The sequence below is a fragment of the Variovorax sp. W2I14 genome, from assembly GCF_050435205.1.
Classification (GTDB): Bacteria; Pseudomonadota; Gammaproteobacteria; order Burkholderiales; family Burkholderiaceae_C; genus Variovorax; species Variovorax paradoxus_C.
On the sequence record NZ_JBNDJX010000001.1, the window covers coordinates 4646779 to 4663890 of the forward strand.

General features: G+C 68.5%; 12 protein-coding genes. All 12 read right to left on the bottom strand.

The window, feature by feature from the left end; translation table 11 throughout:
* Nucleotides 1–39: 39 nt before the first annotated feature.
* Nucleotides 40–2820 (bottom strand): type VI secretion system ATPase TssH, encoded by a 2781-nt coding sequence (tssH, locus tag QF040_RS21845; protein WP_429612778.1) that lies wholly within the window; start codon nt 2818–2820, stop codon nt 40–42.
* Between the two features lie 69 nt (nt 2821–2889).
* Nucleotides 2890–4224, bottom strand: coding sequence for a tetratricopeptide repeat protein (locus tag QF040_RS21850; RefSeq protein WP_429612779.1), 1335 nt, complete (start codon nt 4222–4224; stop codon nt 2890–2892).
* On the bottom strand, nt 4221–5303 hold the full coding sequence (tssG, locus tag QF040_RS21855; protein WP_429612780.1) for a type VI secretion system baseplate subunit TssG: 1083 nt from the start codon (nt 5301–5303) through the stop codon (nt 4221–4223). Before tssG ends, QF040_RS21850 begins: the two co-directional genes overlap by 4 nt.
* Nucleotides 5267–7159 carry a type VI secretion system baseplate subunit TssF gene (gene tssF / locus QF040_RS21860; protein ID WP_429612781.1) on the bottom strand — a complete coding sequence of 631 codons (1893 nt, stop codon included), beginning with the start codon at nt 7157–7159 and terminating at the stop codon, nt 5267–5269. Before tssF ends, tssG begins: the two co-directional genes overlap by 37 nt.
* An 8-nt stretch (nt 7160–7167) precedes the next feature.
* Nucleotides 7168–7683, bottom strand: a complete 516-nt coding sequence (gene tssE / locus QF040_RS21865) for a type VI secretion system baseplate subunit TssE (RefSeq protein ID WP_429612782.1) — start codon at nt 7681–7683, stop codon at nt 7168–7170.
* A gap of 1 nt (nt 7684) precedes the next feature.
* Nucleotides 7685–8539, bottom strand: coding sequence for a type VI secretion system accessory protein TagJ (locus QF040_RS21870; RefSeq protein WP_429612783.1), 855 nt, complete (start codon nt 8537–8539; stop codon nt 7685–7687).
* A 1-nt stretch (nt 8540) separates the two neighbouring features.
* On the bottom strand, nt 8541–9098 hold the full coding sequence (locus tag QF040_RS21875) for a hypothetical protein (protein WP_429612784.1): 558 nt from the start codon (nt 9096–9098) through the stop codon (nt 8541–8543).
* A 48-nt stretch (nt 9099–9146) separates the two neighbouring features.
* On the bottom strand, nt 9147–11105 hold the full coding sequence (locus tag QF040_RS21880; protein ID WP_429612785.1) for a caspase family protein: 1959 nt from the start codon (nt 11103–11105) through the stop codon (nt 9147–9149).
* Between the two features lie 140 nt (nt 11106–11245).
* Nucleotides 11246–12409: a hypothetical protein gene (locus QF040_RS21885; protein ID WP_429612786.1), complete on the bottom strand. Its 1164-nt coding sequence runs from the start codon at nt 12407–12409 to the stop codon at nt 11246–11248.
* A 28-nt stretch (nt 12410–12437) separates the two neighbouring features.
* Entirely contained in the window at nt 12438–13187 is a 750-nt protein-coding gene (locus tag QF040_RS21890) for a hypothetical protein (RefSeq protein WP_429612787.1), read from the bottom strand.
* A 20-nt stretch (nt 13188–13207) separates the two neighbouring features.
* Nucleotides 13208–14791 (bottom strand): murein transglycosylase A, encoded by a 1584-nt coding sequence (gene mltA / locus QF040_RS21895; protein WP_429612788.1) that lies wholly within the window; start codon nt 14789–14791, stop codon nt 13208–13210.
* Nucleotides 14792–14851: 60 nt separating this feature from the next.
* On the bottom strand, nt 14852–16789 hold the full coding sequence (locus QF040_RS21900) for a protein kinase domain-containing protein (RefSeq protein ID WP_429612789.1): 1938 nt from the start codon (nt 16787–16789) through the stop codon (nt 14852–14854).
* Nucleotides 16790–17112 lie beyond the last annotated feature (323 nt).

Here is a 17112-nt window from a genome sequence, read left to right on the forward strand (position 1 = left end):
AAGGATGAAGGCGGCTCGGTCTCTTGAAGATGGAGCAGCTCAGTCGAACGCGTAGGTGAAGTCGGCATCCTTCACGTCCAGCGCGACGCGGCGGATCTCTCCACCGGATGCCAGGCGTTGCAGGTACTCGACCGAAATGGTGGGCAGCACCGTGTTGGTCAGGATCGCGTCGATCACGCGGCCGCCCGACTCCGGGTCCTGGCAGCGCGCGACCACCTGCTCGATCACCGCCTCGGTGTATTCGAAGGGCACGCCGTGGTTGGTCTCCACGCGCTTCTTGATGCGGCCCAGCTGCAGCCGCACGATCTTCTTCATCATGTCCGGCGACAGCGGGTAGTAGGGAATGGTGACGATGCGGCCCAGCAGCGCGGGCGGGAACACCTTCATGAGCGGCGCCTTCAGCGCATCGGCCAGCGCGTTCGAATCGGGCAGCAACTCGGGGTCGCGGCACATGCTCATCACGAGCTCGCTGCCGGCGTTGGTGGTGAGCAGGATGATCGTGTTCTTGAAATCGATCATCCGGCCCTCGCCGTCTTCCATCCAGCCCTTGTCGAAGACCTGGAAGAAGATCTCGTGCACGTCGGGATGGGCCTTTTCCACTTCGTCGAGCAGCACCACGCTGTAGGGACGGCGGCGCACCGCCTCGGTCAGGATGCCGCCCTCGCCATAACCGACGTAGCCGGGCGGCGCGCCCTTGAGCGTGGAGACGGTGTGCGCCTCCTGGAACTCGCTCATGTTGATCGTGATGATGTTCTGCTCGCCGCCATAGAGCGCCTCGGCCAGCGCAAGCGCGGTCTCGGTCTTGCCCACGCCCGAGGTGCCGCACAGCATGAACACGCCGATGGGTTTCTGCGGGTTGTCCAGCCGCGCACGCGAGGTCTGGATGCGGCGCGCGATCATCTCCAGGCCGTGCTTCTGGCCGATGACGCGCTGGTTCAGCGTGTCGGCGAGCTTGAGCACCGCTTCGACTTCGTTCTTGACCATGCGGCCGACCGGAATGCCGGTCCAGTCCGCGACCACCGAGGCCACGGCCTGTTCGTCGACCGAAGGCAGGATGAGCGGCGATTCGCCCTGCACCGAATGAATCCTGGCCTGCAGTTCGTGCAGCTCGGCGAGCAGCGCGGCACGGTCGTGCGCGGGGGCAGCGTCCGATCCGCTCGATGCATCTCCATCCGTTCGGGCTGAGCTTGTCGAAGCCGCGCCTGGCACTTCGACAGGCTCAGTGCGAACGGGGGTGGCTGTGGCACCAGCCTCCTTGTCCACCGGCTTGTTGCCCGCGCGCAATTTGCTGCGCAGCTCCAGCAACCGGTCGACCAGCCCCTTCTCTTCCTGCCAACGCGCATTCAACGCTTCGAGCTGCAGCTTCGACTCGACCAGCAGCGCCTCCACCTGCGCCGAGCGCTTGGTCACATCGATGCCGATGGTGGCTTCGCGGCCGATGATTTCCTGCTCGACCGTCAGGCCCTCGATGCGGCGCATGCAGTCTTCCACCTCGGGCGGCGTCGCATGCTGCGACACGGCCACGCGGGCACACGCCGTATCGAGCAGGCTCACCGCCTTGTCAGGCAACTGGCGCGCGGGAATGTAGCGGTGCGAGAGCTTGACTGCGGCCTCGATGGCCTCGTCGAGCAGCTGCACGCGGTGGTGCTTCTCGAGCACGCTGGCCACGCCACGCAGCATCAATATCGCCTTCACCTCGTCGGGCTCGGGCACCTGCACGACCTGGAAGCGGCGGGTGAGCGCCGGGTCTTTCTCGATGTACTTCTTGTACTCGGCCCAGGTGGTCGCGCCGATGGTGCGCAGGTTGCCGCGCGCGAGCGCCGGCTTGAGCAGGTTGGCCGCGTCGCCGGTGCCGGCTGCGCCGCCCGCGCCCACGAGCGTGTGGATCTCGTCGATGAACAGGATGATCGGCGTCGGCGAACTCTGCACCTCGTCGATCACTTGGCGTAAGCGTTGCTCGAACTCGCCCTTCATGCTCGCGCCTGCTTGCAAGAGGCCGATGTCGAGCGTGAGCAGCTTCACGTCCTTCAGTTGCGGCGGCACGTCGCCGCGCGCGAGGCGCTGCGCAAAACCTTCCACCACCGCGGTCTTGCCGACGCCGGCCTCGCCGGTGAGCAGCGGATTGTTCTGGCGGCGGCGCATGAGGATGTCGACGATCTGGCGGATTTCCTCGTCCCGCCCGGTCACCGGATCCATCTCTCCCTTCTTGGCTTTCTCCGTGAGGTCGACAGCAAATTTTTTCAGCGCATCGCCCTTGCCCATGGCGGCCGGCGCCATCGCGCCCGAGTCTTCGCCGGGAGCGCCGCTGCCCATGCCGGTGCCGTCCTGCGCGCGCATCTGCGATTCGGGCGAGGCGTCGCACACCTTGGGGAAGTTGTCGGCGAGGTCCTCGACCTTGATCTTCTCGAACTGCTTGGACAAGTTGAAGAGCGGGTTGCGCAGGCTCTGCGTCTTCAACATGCCCACCAGGATGTAGCCGGTGCGCACCTGCGCCTCGCCGAACTGCAGCGTGGCGTAGGTCCAGGCGCGTTCGATGGCGTTCTCGATGTGCGGCGAAAAATCGCTGATCGCGGTGGCGCCGCGCGGCAGTCGGTCGAGCGCGGCCGTCATGTCCTTGGCGATCACCGACACATCGAGGCCGTAGTGCTGGATCACGCGGTGCAGGTCGGAGTCCTGCGCCTGCAGCAACTGGGCGAACCAGTGCTCCAGTTCCACATACGGATTGCCCCGCATCTTGCAGAACACCGTGGCGCCTTCGATGGCCTTGTAGGCCAGCGAATTGAGCTTGCCGAAGAGGGCGGTGCGACTGATTTCACTCATGGAAGACTCCGTATCTGTTGAAGACGATTCATCTCGGGCAATTTGAAGTTCGGCGGTCCGTGCCCGGCTTCATGGCGCAAAAAGCCTTGCGCTGGCCAGCCACCCCTGCACGTTCCGCCCCGCTTCGCGGCGCGGAACGATCGGCTCGATGCGAATGGCGTCGAAACCGGCGGCCGCAAGACAGGCCTCTACATGCGCGGCCGCATGGCGGTAGCGGCCGCTGCCTTCGAGCCTGAAGTCGTTCGGTCCGCCGTCCATGGCTTCGACCGTGAACGCCACGCCGCCTTCGGGGCGCAGCGCACGCGCGGCGGCCGCCAGCACTTCGTGCAGGTCGCCGAAATAGCACAGCGTGTCGGCCGATGCCACGAGGTCGAAGCAGCCGGGCTGGGTGTGCAGGTAGTGGGTGAGTTCGGCCTTGTGCAACACGTCGTAGCCGCCGCGCTGCTCCGCGCGCTGCAGCATGCCGACCGACAGGTCGCAGCCGGCCAGGTGCGAGGCCCAGGGCCGCAGCAGCGGAGCGCAGAGCCCGGTGCCGCAGCCGGCATCGACCACGGCAATGCGCGCGGCGGGTGGGCCGAACATGTCTCGCACCGCGCGCGCCACCAGTTCGGGTGCGCGGTAGTGCAGCTTCTCCAGGCTGGCGTCGAAGCTGCCGGCGTAGCTGTCGAACAACGTCTCCACATAGCCGTCGCTGGCGCGCGCGGGCGCATGCCCCTCGCAGGCGGCCAGCAGATGCGCGACCACGGGATTGCCTGGATCTTCGGCCAGCCACTCCCGGTACATGCGGATGGCCTGCTCGTTCTCGCGGAGCAGCTCCAGCGCGCGAATCACCTTGGAGCGCGCGCTCATGTTGCGCGGCTGCAGCAGCACCGCACGGCTGTTGGCGATGACGCTCTCCTCGATGCGCCCCTGCTCCATCAGCGCGATCGACAGGTTGTACCAGGCCTCGCTGGACGTCGGCCGCAGTTCGATCGCACTGCGGCTGGCGCGCTCGGCGGCCTGCCAGTGGCCCTTGCCGCGTTCGAGCATCGCGATATTGCTCAGCGCGTCGGCAGCTTCGTCGCCGCTGGCGAAGGACACGCTGTTTTCATAGGCACGCATCGCATCGCCGACGCGGCCGGCCTCGACCAGCAGATTGCCCAGGTTGTTCCAGGCGCCGCCTTGCGCGGGTTGCAGCGTGAGCGACCGCCCGATCAACGCGATGCTCTCGCCGTCGCGTCCCTGCGCATGGCGCAGCAAGCCCTGGTAGTGCAGGGCATCGGGATCGTCGGGCGCCGCTTCCAGAATGCGGGCGAGCAGTTCGTCGGCCGCGTCGAGGTTCCCCGCTTTCGTCAGGTCCGCCGCTTGCATCAGCGCGGTCGCGTGCGCCGCCGTGCCTGCATATCCGAGCGTCGTCGCGGTCATGCGGCAGCTCCTGCAGCGGCCCGGACGGTCATCGAGCTGTTGCCGATGCGCACGTCCGCCGCGTCCTTCGCACGCGTGCGCTGGCCGAGCCACGAGGCCCAGCCCAGGCGCGGCGCGTTGCCGTTCTTCTGTCCGAGGCGCGTGACCGGCACCTCGGCCTTCTCGAGCACCAGCTCGGCGTCCCATTCGAGTTCGTCGCCCAGCAGTTGCTGCATCCAGCGCTGCAGCACCGGCCGCGCGGTGCCGATGGGCAGGAACATGCGGTACTGGTCCAGCGTGAGCGGGCCCATGTGCAGGCGCACGCGGTGCTGCCGGTCCCACGCGCGGGTGCCGAGCATCGCGCCCATGCCCATCGAACGCGAACTCTCGCCGCGCCCGAGCCGCGTGACCTCGTCGGATGGCACACGCATCCAGTGGCCGACCCACCGCTCCAGCGTCACCGGCACGCCGAAGTAGCTGCGCAGCACCGACTCCACGCTCTCCGCGTTGTGCACGCGCCGCGCGAGCCAGCCCGAGAAATGCAGGCGCGCATCGTCGTGCACCTCGTCGCGCCCGATGCGCCCCGGCGTGCCCATGCCGACGAACGCGCCGACCTGCAGCCTGAAGCGGTCTTCGCCCGGCCGGTCGAGCGCCACCGCCGGCCGCGCCTGCGCCCACGCGCGGTAGAAGTGCAGCGAGAAGCGATGAAGGAAGCTGTCGAGAAACGCAAGCCACGTGGGGTCGCCATGGTTCAGGCTGCGCTCGCGGATGAAGTCGCTCAGGTGAACCGGCAGCGGGCCGTTGGGGCCGACGTAGCTGAAGAAGTGCTGGCGCAGGCGCGGCGGCGAATACGCGGTCGCGGGCTCGAAGCGGCTGAAGCTCGCGGGTGCGAACGAGAGCGAAGGCTCCTGCCCCACGCGCACCGGCTCGGCGCTCGGCAGCAAGGCGCGGCCCCAGCGCGGCGTGGTCGCGGCCACCGATTCGAGCCGGCGCATCACCGCGAAGTAATCGAACGACCACGGCTCTGCCGACCATCCGCGCAGCGCGTTATCGACGCGCGTGGCTACAGAATCTGCCGGGTCCCGCACAGCGGCCTCCATCGCATGGTCTCGCCCTTGCCCGCCACACGCAGCACGGTCTCGACGAAGTGATTCACCTCCACATGGCGCGCGAGAAAGCGCGACATCACGGCGCCGAAGAGAAACACGCTGTGGCCGTGGAACGCGTCCTTGTCGACCTCCAGCGTCACTTCGAGTCCGCGCCCGAACGCGATCGGCCCCTTGAGCGGCAGGCGGCGCGCCACCGGCTTGCTCTTCACCGACAGGAGCCCGCGCACCTGGCCCTGGCGCATCTCGTCGGCATGCGTGGCGTAGAGCATCAGCGTTTCGCGCAGCGCCGCGGCGCCCTGCTCCGGCGTGCTGTCGGAAATCGAAAGGTAGTTGAGCGCGAGGTGATCGACCACCCGCCAGCCCAGCCCCTGGCTCACCACCGGCGACACCGGCCGCGAAGGCCCGCGCACCATGCGCACGCGCTGCACCGGGAAAGAGTCGACGCAATCGAAATCGTTGTCGCGGCCGAGCGGCATCAGGAGCGGCAGGTCGCGGTTGGTGCACAGCGCGGTCACCGCCAGTTGCCGCAGCGTGGCCGCGTACGGCGCCTGCTGCGGATCGACGATCTGCATGTAGACCTCGGAGCCGATGTGGCTGCTGCGATGCCCCTCGGTGCGCTGCCGCACCGACAGCATGCGCGGCTCGCGCGTGGTCGTGAAGTACGCGGGGTGGTTGTGCCGCGTGCCGTGGAAGGCCGAGTAGAACGGCCGGAACGGCTGCTCCGCCGCCGCGGCATCGGCACCGGGCGCGCCGTGGCCGATCACCTCGGTGACGGTGTGCACCTCGAAGTCCTGCGGCCGCGTGCGGTCGGGCACCAGGTGGAACTGGCTCACGCCTTCGGTGAGCGGCACGCGATCGAGCCGCTTGTTGAACAGGTTGACCACCGGCACGCAGTGCAGCTGCACGTTCTCGGCGGTCACCAGTTTTTCGAGTGCCGCATCGCCGCGCGAGAACAGCAGCACGAGTTCGATCTCTGTGACCGGCATCGTCGCAATCAGCGCCTGCAATCCGGCGATGCGCAAAAACTGGAAGCGCTGCGGAAACGCGAAGTACTCCTGCAGCAAACGAAAGCCCGAGAAGCCCGTGGCCGTGACCGGCAGCAGCGCCTCGTCGTCCTCGAAGCCGACCGGCTGGATCGCGCTGGCCGGCAGGCTCTGCGCCGCGCCCTGCAATGCGCCCGTGGGCGACAGCGGCCGCACCATCACGCCGATCGGCTGGCCCAGCGCGCATTCCTGCAGCTGCCACGCGACGTCTTCGGCACCGCCCAGATGCAGCACCAGGTCATCTAGCGCAATCTGGTTGAACTTGAGCCCGGCCGTCGTGCGCAGCGCGATGCGCAGGCCGCCGCGGATGGCGCGCGATTGCGGGTGTGTGGCCAGCGGCAGGTCGGGTGCGTAGGTGAAGTACTGCGCGCGCTGCACCTCCATCGGCCAGATGCGCAGCGCACTCGATGTGCGGAATTCGCAGTGCGTGTTCTGCCCCACGGCCTGCCGTGCACGCAGGCCGGCGCCGCGCGGCAGCTTCGGGCCGGTCGCGAGATTGGCATCGTCGAGGTCGGGCGCAAAGGACACCACCGCCATCGCGGGCGTCGGTGCGAGAAAGTTCGGATAGACGATGTCGAGCAGATGCCCCGTGAAGCGCGGGTACTCGGCATCGAGCTTGAGGTTGACGCGTGCCGACAGGAATGCCGTCGCCTCGATCAGCCGCTCGACATACGGATCGGCAACCTCCTGGCCCTCGATGCCCAGCCGGTGCGCGATCTTCGGAAACGCGCGCGCGAACTCCGAAGAGCTTTCACGGAAGTAGCGCAGTTCCTGTTCGTACAGGTTCAGCAGCCGAGGGTCCATGTCAGGACTTACCTTGGGTTTTGCGCCATGTCCACGATCTCTATGCGGCCTTCTTCCAAATCAACTCGGCTTCGCATCAGGAACTCGAGCGGCACGGGTTGCGCCCACAGCATGCCGCGGATCTGCAGCCCGATGCTGTTGTGCGAGTCCATTGCCGAGCCTTCCATGACGAGTTCCACTTCGAGAGTGCGGGACAAAATGCGCGGCTCGAACTGCAGGATTGCGTTCTTCAAAGCCTGTTCCATGCTGACACGCTGCACCGACGAGGTGAACTGGCCAGACAGCATAGGCAATCCGTAGTTGATGACGGAGCGCGCCGCATTCGGGTACTGCTTGTCGTCCATCGCAAGCCCGAAACCCGTGGCGTTGAAAAGCCAGCTCAGGTCGCGCAGCACGGCCGCGCGCAGCGCCTGCTTGGTGAGCGTGCGCTTCTCGTCGCCCTCGCGTTTTTCGGTCGGCGCGTTGTCGACCAGGCGGTCGAGCAGCGAGGGCTGCAGGCGCTCCTGGGCGGTGAGATCGCCCATTTCAGCCGCCTCCGCTTTCGGTGCCTTCCTGCGAGGGTGTTGCTTCTGCTTCGGCGGAAGCGACCGGGTTGAAGAGGATCTCGCGCACATCCATCAACGCGTATTCGCCGGCATCGCTGCCGAGCACGCGCTGGCCGGTGCCGGCCCACACCTCGGGGCGCAGTTCGCGCCACTCGGTCTTGCGCGCGAGCTGCAGTTCGCCGTCTTCGCTCTTCTCGGAGCCTTCGTAGCGCGTGGGAATGAGCGCCAAGGTTTCGCCGCCGTTCTCGAACTGCAGGTGCGCGGGCATCCAGACGCAGTCGCGCAGGTCCTCGGGCGGCTCGATCTTGATGTGCGCGAGCCGCGCATACGGAATCCAGTAGTACTTGCCGTTGACGAAGGCTTCGAGCACCGGGCCGAGGCGCATGTCGGCATCGGCCAGCCATTCAAAGGGCGTGCCGTCGATGGTGCCCGCGATGGCGGGCGCGCCGTCGAAGGCGCGCTGGCGAAGGTCCTCGGCCAGTTCGGACTCACCGCGCCCCTGCCGCAGCAGCGACTCGATGAGCAGCGCCAGCCATTCGTCGGGCTGGCCGAAGATCATCGGCGTGCGCGTGCCGGCGAACACCTCGGCGCGCAGGCCCTCGCAGCGCACGGCATCGCCATACACCTGCTTCATCGGGACGGCGAGCGCATCGAGCTCGGCCGCGACGGTGAGCTGGTTGAGCGCGCGCTCCCACTGCCCCAGCACGCAGAGCAGCTGCGCCATGAAGACGCGGTGCTTGCTGTCGGAGGGCTTGGCGCGCACCTCGTCGCTCAACGCCTTGAGCGCGGCCACCGGGTCGGCGGACTTGATGAGTTCGGCGGAGGTGGTGGCCATGTCAGTTCCCCGTGAAGATGCAGGTGCGCACGGCCCCGCGCGCGCCAGTCTTCTGCTGCGGCGCCGAGCGGATCTCCAGCTTCGTGTAGTCGAAGAAGATGATGTCGCAGGGCCGCTTGGGCGTGCCGCCGGTCACGATGGCGTGGCAGTTCACGCGCGCGCCTTCGAGCACGAATTCCAGGTGCGACTGCAGGTCCTTCGAGCTGTCGCCGCCGGCCTTGAAGACCGACACCGTCACCTTGAGGTCCGCGTCCTGGCTCTTGAGCAGGCTCGCGATGGAGGCCGTGGCCGCATCGCAGTCGCGGATCACGATGAAGGAGTAGTTGCGCAGCTTGCCCTTGCTGGAGCCGGGCGGGATGACCACGTCGGACTTGTACGAGTAGCCGCCGATGTCCATGCGCTGCTTGCCGTCTTCGTAGGTGCGCACCGACTCGCCCTCGATCGGCGAGCCCTTGCTCTCGATCATCATCGAGAAGTCGTTGCCCGATTCGCCCGACAGGTAGTCGAGCAGGCGCAGGGCCTCGTCGGGGTCCAGTTTTCCATCGTAGGTCCAGCTCATGTCGATCTCCTGAGAAAAATTCGGTGACAGGTCGGCGGTGTGCCGTCGTTACTTGGCGGTCGAAACTTCGTCCGCCCAATGAACCATCGCGGCGAAGGTCTGCCGCTCGCTCTCGGGTTGCAGCGCGCCGCGCACCCGCACTTCGGCGACCGCATCGCCCGCGCCCGTGCCGAACAGGCGCGGCGCGCTGTAGGGCGCCGCGGGCGTGGCCAGCACCAGCAGCCGGCCGCCTTCGGCGTTGAACCAGGGCAGCTCGAAGCGCTTGGTGGCGGGCGCCTCGCGCGTGCCGCGCTTGAAGCGGTTGGTCTCGCCCGGGTCCTCGGGGTAGACCTGCCGCGCACCGCCCTGCGGATCGATGCCGACGATGACGAGGTCCACCGAGCGCGCGCTGGTGTTGCGCACATTGAGCACGGCGCGCTCGCCGCTGCGCAACGGCAGCAGCTTCGCGTCGACCTGCTGCGCGGAGCCGCTGCGCACGAGCCGGTCGCCGCTCCAGACTTCGAACACCGCATCGAAGCCGTCGAACTGCGCGTCCCTCGCGATGGTGTAGAGCTGGTTGAGCCACTTGAGGCGGGCCAGCACTTCGAGGCGCCGGCGCGCGGCGGCGGCATCGGCCGGTGCGGGTTTCGCGCCGGCGCCGAGCATCGGCGAGAGCACTTCGAGCCGGCCGGCGGACCAGCGCGCATCGGCGCCATCCACTTCGTTCACTGCGACGACGGACGCGGGGTATTCAAGGCTGAGCCCGGGCGGCAAGCCCTGCTCCGCGCGCACGCGCAGCGCGACGGCGGCCGGTTCGCCGAGCGGGGTGATGTTCCAGAGCGCGGCGCCGGGCAGTTCGCGCAGCGCGGGCGGCACCGCCATGCGCGCCTTGTCGTTGAAGGCCTGCGCGAGCGTGCCTTCGGCGCTGCGCACGGTGCCGTCGTCCATCGTGGCCAGCACGCGCAGCGGCTGCTGCACCACCAGGCCATCGAGCTGGCCGGCCTGCAGCGTGAGCGTGTCGCCCGAGCGCTGCGCGCGCCAGACGGGGCGCGTCGTCACGGCCTGCGCGCGATTGGCGAAGATCGGCGCGTCGAGGTTGCCTTCGGCGACCGGCGACGGCAGTTCGCGCGTTGGGAAGCGTTGCGCGAGTTCGTCGATCACCGGCGGATAGACGGCCAGCACGCCATCGAACAGATCGCGCCAGGTGGCGGGCTTGCGCGAGAGCGCCTCCACCACGGCCCAGGTCAAGAGGCCCTGCGGGCGCGCGTTGCGGTTCTTGCGCGGCAGGCGCAGCTCGGGCGTGATCTGGTGGCTCTCCGAAGCGAAGAGCGCGACGTAGCGGGCGCGCGGCACCGGGTCGGTGACGATGGGGCGCGTCATGGCGACGCGCGCCGCGGCGCCGGGCGCGCCGATCAGTTGCGCGGTGCGCAGGCCCCGCCAGCGCACCTCGTCGCCCGGCGGGCCATCCGCGATGGCCGGTGCATCGCTCGTGCTGCGCGTCATCGAGTTCGCCGAGCAGGTGTCGAAGACGGAAGCAACGAACACGTTGCGCGCGAGAAAGGCCTGGATCCAGGCGTCGAAGTCGGCATCGCGCAGATCGCCGGTCAGGGCGCTGTCGGCGCCGAGCGTGCCGCGCACATCGCGCGCGAGGAAGTTCTCGGAAAGGCCGTCTGGCTCCTGGTAGCGCTTGTTGCTGTCGCGCAGGCGGGTGCCGTGGCCGGAGAAGTAGAGCAGCACGAAATCGCCGCTCTTCGATTGTGCGAGCAGGCGGCCGAGGGCTTCGTGGATGGCTTGCGATTCGGGCAGCACCGAGCCGCTCACGCCGTCGGCGAGCACGGTGATGTCGGCGGGCGCGAAGCCTTGCTTGAGCAGCGCATCGCGCATGAGCATCACGTCGTTGCGCGGTGCCTGCAGCCACAGGGCCTGCGGCTGGTTGACGAGTTCGGAGACGCCGACGAGCAGGGCGCGTTGCGTGGCAGAGGCGGTGCCGCCGGAGACGAGCAGCGCGAACGACAACAACAGCCGCAAGCAAAGCGCCCGTATTGCTCCTTCCCCCTCTGGGGGAAGGCTGGGATGGGGGCAGGCAGAGCGCCCGATGGATACGCCGCGTGCCCCCACCCCCGCCCTCCCCCGGAAGGGGAGGGAGAAAGACAGCGGCACGGCGCGACTCATGGCCGCTCCGAAACCGGCCCGGCCGATTCGACCAGCGGCGACGCCGCGAGCATCGACAGCCCGCCGACCGGATCATCCACGCGCAAACGCCAGACGCCGTTCGTGCCCGGCCCGCCGACCACTTCAGCCGACATCGTGCGCAGCAGGCGGTCGGCCTCGTCCACGCGCACGCCATCTTTCCAGCGCACGACCAGATTGGCCTGCGTCATAGCCGGCGCGGTGGGCACGTTGCGAAAGCGCACCTCGTCCTCTTCCGATCCACGCCCGCCGAGCAGTCCCACGTTCTGCACCACCACGCACAGCGCGAGCACCGCGAACGCCGGGCGCATCCATCCATCGGCGCCGAACCAGCGGCGGATGCTGCCCCACCAGCCACCCTCGGGCCGTTCCTGCGGCCGGGCGCGCGGGGGAACAGGCGCGGCCGGTGCAGCCTTGGCCGATGGCGTCAGCGCCGAGCCCAGTTGCAGACCGACCGTGCGGTACAGCGCCTGGTAGTCGGCGCGCGGGTCGCGCGCGCCGAGCGGCGTGCCCGAGAGCACCGAGAACACGCCGCCCACGGTGCGCAGCGCGATGTGGCCGGGCTCGGGCGCGATGGGCAGCACCTTCTGCGCGGCCCACTCGTCGTGCACCGCGCGGATCGCCGCGAGCCGAGTGGCCGAGACCTCGCCGAGCACGCGCGCGCACAGTTGCGGGCTGGGCTCGAGCGTGAGCACGTTCCAGGCCTGGATGAGGCCGAAGGCCGGCTCGAAGGGCTCGTCGTCTGGTTCGAGCAGCACGTCGAAGGCAGAAGCCCAATCGGCCTCGCCCGCGGCCATCCAGCCCTGCCAGAGATCGCCGTGGATGCAGCGGTCCAGCAGCACGCCGAGCAGCCGCCCTTCGTGCAGCACGCTCAAGAGGCGGCCCGGCGCCCAGCGTGCGGTAAAGCCGCGCTGGGCGACAGCCTCGCGGCGCCGGGCCAATTCGGTGAGAGGGAGCAGCAGGTCCTGCAGCGCGGGCGTGGCTGCGGATGCGGCCCGCGACGCGGCGTGCGGCGTGCTGCCCGGCATGGCCACCGTGGCCACGCCAGCGGCTGCAGCAACAGCCGCATCGGGCACGGCGGCGTGGCCGGTTTCGAACGCGTTGCGGATCACGCTGAGCGGGGGCCAGAGTTCGGTGTTCATGGCGGTCTGTTCCTGAATGGCTATGTCTTCAGGCATAAGACGCTTCAGCACCGAGGATTTTGAAAACCTGCAGGATCGCCGCCATGTTTTCCGTCTCGATGGCGATGCCCAGGGTCTGCTGGATCCAGCCGCCCAGCCGGGTCTTGGCGTAGTCGGCGGTGAGGCCCTCGCGCTTGTGCACGAGGCCCAGCCGCCCCGCGCGGTAGTGGTACGAGGCAATCGCGTGGCGCGAGGCGATGCCCGAAAGCCCGCCCTCCGCTTCCTTGCCGAAGCCCTCGCACAGCAGGATGCGCTCGGGCTCGGGCAGTTCCGCGATAAAGGCGCGCGCGGCCAGTTGCACCGCCTGTGCACTCAACCCGTGTTCGGCGAGGCAGCCGTCGAGGTCGTCGCCGGCACCGATCTCGTCTTCGAGTTGCGCCTCGGTGATCTGGTCGCCAATGGAGAGCTTGCGGCGGAAAGAGCTCGCCCGCGTGCAGTCGATCAGGTAGCGCCGGAAGTACGCGCAGAGCGCGAAGGCGGTCGAGGGCGCGCTGTGGCTCGCACGCTCGTCGGCCTCGTCCGGGTCGGCGTCGAGCCGCAGCACCTTCACATAGATGAACTGCGCCACCAGTTCCTGCCGCCCTTCGCCCAGGATCTGCAGCTCGGGCGGATTGCAGGCCACGAGCGCATCGCCAACGATGCGGTACATGGTGCCCATGTCGTTCGAGGACAGCGTCTGCCGCCGCCGCCAGAGGCGGACGAGTTCAGTGCTTTCCGCGGACGACAGTGTTTCCTGCATGGCACGTGGGTCAATCGCGGTCAGTCATCCACGCACTGGCCTTCGGTCGGCACCAGGCACTGCGGCAAGCCCGCGCCTACCGCGGCGCCGCGCGTGCGGATCGCCGACGACACCGCCGCCTGTGCCACGGCGAGGCCGCGCGGCAGAAGAATCCAGAGCTGGCCGCGCTCCTTCATGCGGCGCGCGTTGGTCGCGGCGGCCTGGCCGTTGCCGAAGAAATAGTCGGCGCGCACCGCACCGCGGATCGCGCCGCCGGTGTCCTGCGCGATGGTCAGGCGCTGCATCGGCGCGCCGCTGCCGGGCGTGCGCGTCGAGACGAACACCGGATAGCCGAGCGGCGTGCTGCGCGGATCGACCGCAATGGAGCGCCCCGCCGACAGCGGTACGCCGAAGGCGCCGACCGGTCCGCCCGCGGGCGAGGTCGATTCCTTGAAGAACACGTAGCTCGGGTCCTTGATGCCCGAGCCCGTGACCGCGCCGGCCGTGCGGCGCCCCGGCACCACGACCGCGCCGCTGGCGGTGGGCCGTGCGAGCGTGAAGCCGCGCGTGCGGATGACGCTGCTGTCGACGCCGCCGACATCGTCGTCGTCGCCGTCATCGAGTTGCAGCTCGATCGACGAGCCGCGCACCTTCACCGCGCTGCGCGGCTTGCCGTTGGCGGCCTGCGCGATGGTGGGACGGAACGGCTGGCCGTTCTGCTCGGCATAGGCCACGCGAATCGTGTCGCCATTGGCCAGCTTGATGCGGCCCGAACCCTGGATCTGCATCTCGTAGAGCGCGGTGGCGCTGCTCACGAAGGCCAGCACCTTGGCGTTGGGTGCGCCCTTGGTCTCGATCTCTTCGCGCGTGTAGTACGGCAGCAGTTGCTTGCCCTCGATGCGCATGCGCACCTTGCGGTCGAGCGTGTCGCGGGTGATCGCCGAGAGGTCCAGCGCGTAAAGGCCGGGCGCGCCCATGTCGCGCGTGCTGAGGCCCGTCTGCACGACCACGTTGCGGCCCTCGACCTTCGCGGCCACCGTGCCGCTGCCGGCCGGAAGCTTCCGCGCATCGGCGAACAGCATGTCTTCCGGCTGGCCGTACACGGGGTAGATGAACGGCGCGCCGTAGGTGCGGCTGCCCGCGATCTCGGGCTCGAAGTAGCCGGTGACCACGCCATCGGGCTTGCGGTCGTCGTCGCGGATCTGGTAGGCCGAGAACTCGCTCTCGAAGAAGCCGCGGATGGCGTTGCGGTTCTTGCCGTCGACCTTGCCGGCGCGGTCGCACACCTCTTTCCACTCGGCGCCGCGGCCTGTGAGCACCTTGCAGCTGCCGAGGAACGCGGGCCAGGTCTCGGAGAAGTCGTCGCGCGACCAGCCCGGCATCGCATCGAAGCTCACCGCGGTGTAGGTGGCGAGTTGCGTCGAGAAGGTGCGCGCCTGGCCGGCCACGCTTGCGCCGGTCGAGGCCGGGCGCGAGCTGGTCGACGACGTGTCGGTGGCGGCCGTCGTGTCGGTGGTGGTGGCGGCTGGCGGCGGGTTGACGCAGCCCGCCAGCGATGCGACGGCCGCGAACGCGGCCCAGCGAAGCAGCGTGGAGGTGAAGCGTGGCGACTGTGAGGTATGCATGAAAGTCTCCTTGTCCGAAAAAAGCGGCCATCGAGCCGATGGGCCAACGTCTACAGACGATTACTTCTCGACGATTTTGAAATTCGCGACGCCATAGACGTCGTTGCACGGGGCGCCGGGCGCGCAGGTCGGCTTGCCCAGCAGCGGCGACGGGCCGGTGCCGCGCGTGGCTTCGAGCGCCGAGAGCACCGGCAGCGGGAACTGCGGAAACACGCCGTCGTTCTGCACGCCGGAAGCACTGAAGTCGCGTTCGTGCTCGCTGACGAGCACCGCGAACTGGTTCGTGCCGGCGGGGCCGCCGGCGTCCATCGGCCATGAGGCGCGCGGCAGCGCGAGCGCGCTGTTGGCGTTGATCTTGTTGTACTTGTCCAGCAGGTTCGGAAACAAGAGGAACATCTCGCCGCCGCTGGACAGGAGAAACACGTAGACGAAGCCGTCGCGCTTGCTGCGAACCTCGAAGGCGAGCTTGTCCTTGCCGATGTTGACCTCGGGCTTCTTCGCCGTGGCCGTGACCTCGAAGCCCGGCGCGGCGCCGGCCGCGAGCGACTGCAGCGATTCGAGCGGCGTGCGCGGTGCTGCCGGAGGCGGCGGGGGTGGTGGCGGAGGCGGCGGAGGGTCCGGCTTCGTCACGTTCTCCAGCGGCGGTGGCGGCGTGGCGATGGCGACGTCCTGCTTGTCGGTTCCGCCCGCGCGGCCCTGGTACCACCACCAGCCGCCGCCCGCGACGGCGGCAACGACGGCGATCGAGGCGATGGCGGCAACGGCCTTGCCCTTGCCCGCGCCGCTGTTGCCGCTGCCGCTACCGGGTGCGGGCGCCGGTGGCGGTGGCGCCTTCTTGCCGGCGATCACCGTGGCGGCATTCGCGTTCGAGCCCGTGTTGTTATTCCCGCCACCCGTGCGCGCGCCCGAGGGCGGCTGCGTGCGCGGCGTCGGCGCGATGCTGTGGCCGACTTCCAGGTCGAGCGCCGCGCGCAGGTCAGCCATCGACTGCGGCCGCTGCTCGGGCCGCACGCCCAGGCCCGCATCGATCGCCTGCAACAGCTTCAAGCTGTAGCGCTGGCGAAGGATGTCGTTGCCCGCGAGCGGCACGTAGCTGTCGGACAGGAGCCGCGCCACCGAAGGCGGCGGCGCGCGGCCGCACACAGCCACGTGCATCACGGCCGCGAGGGCGTAGACATCGGTCCATGCGCCTTGCGACATGTCGGGCATCTCGGCGTACTGCTCGATGGGCGCGTAGCCGGGTTTCAGGATGACGGTGATCGCCTGGGTCTTGTCGGTGATCACGCGGCGCGCGGCGCCGAAGTCGAGCACCACCGGGCGGCCCGAGCCTTCGAGCAGGATGATGTTGTCGGGCGCGATGTCGCGGTGGTAGCAGTTGGCGTTGTGCATCACGCCGAGCGCCTGGGTCACGCCATCCATGATGCGGATGAGCCATGACTCGTCGACGCCCGCGGGGATGGCGACCAATGCTTCCCGGAGCGTGTCGCCCCGGTAGAAGGGCATCACCATGTAGGTGGTGCCGCGCTCCTGCCAGAACCTGTAGACCTTCAGCAGCGACGGGTGGTCGAACTGGGCGAGGAGACGGGCTTCGTTGATGAAGCTGCGCATGCCGAGGTCGAAGGTTTCTCTGTGTCTCTCGGAGAGGGGGACGACGGTGCCGTCGTTCTGCCTGGTCGAGAGAGACGTCGGGAGGTACTCCTTGATGGCGACGACGCGTTCGAGGTCGTGGTCCCAGGCTTCGTAGACGACGCCGAAGCCGCCTTGGCCTATGACTCGGGTGATTTCGAATTCTGCGAGGCGGCTGCCTACGGGGAGGAGGCCGGCTTCATGGGTTGCTGATGCGGGGGTTGTTACCGGGACGTTGGAGAGGCTTGTCACACCGGCGCTGATGACGGTTGCGGCGGTGTCGCCGGTGCCTGTTGTCTGCTGCGGCGTTGGCCTGGAGATGACCCTTGTGCGGTCGTCTTCCGGTGTGGGGGTTTCTGGGGAGTCGGTCATTGACCTGCTCCTGATGTTTGAACGCTTTGCTTCCCCTGCGAGGGGCGGAGGCCGGGTCTCGCCCCGGCGGGCGACTTACTTTCTTTTGCTTCGCCAAAAGAACGTAAGCAAAGAAAAGGCGACCCTGCGCTTCGCTTCGGGCAACCTGCGGTGCTCGCGTTTCGCGGGGTCTCGCCCAAACTCGCTGCGCTCAAACAAGGGCGAGCCCTGATCCGCGAAACGCTCCGCTCCTCGGCGCATACAGAAGGGCTTTGGGGACCGACGCGCCATCGCTGCGCTCGGCTCAACACCTCACAGGCCTTTGCTTCGCTCGGCTTGGATTG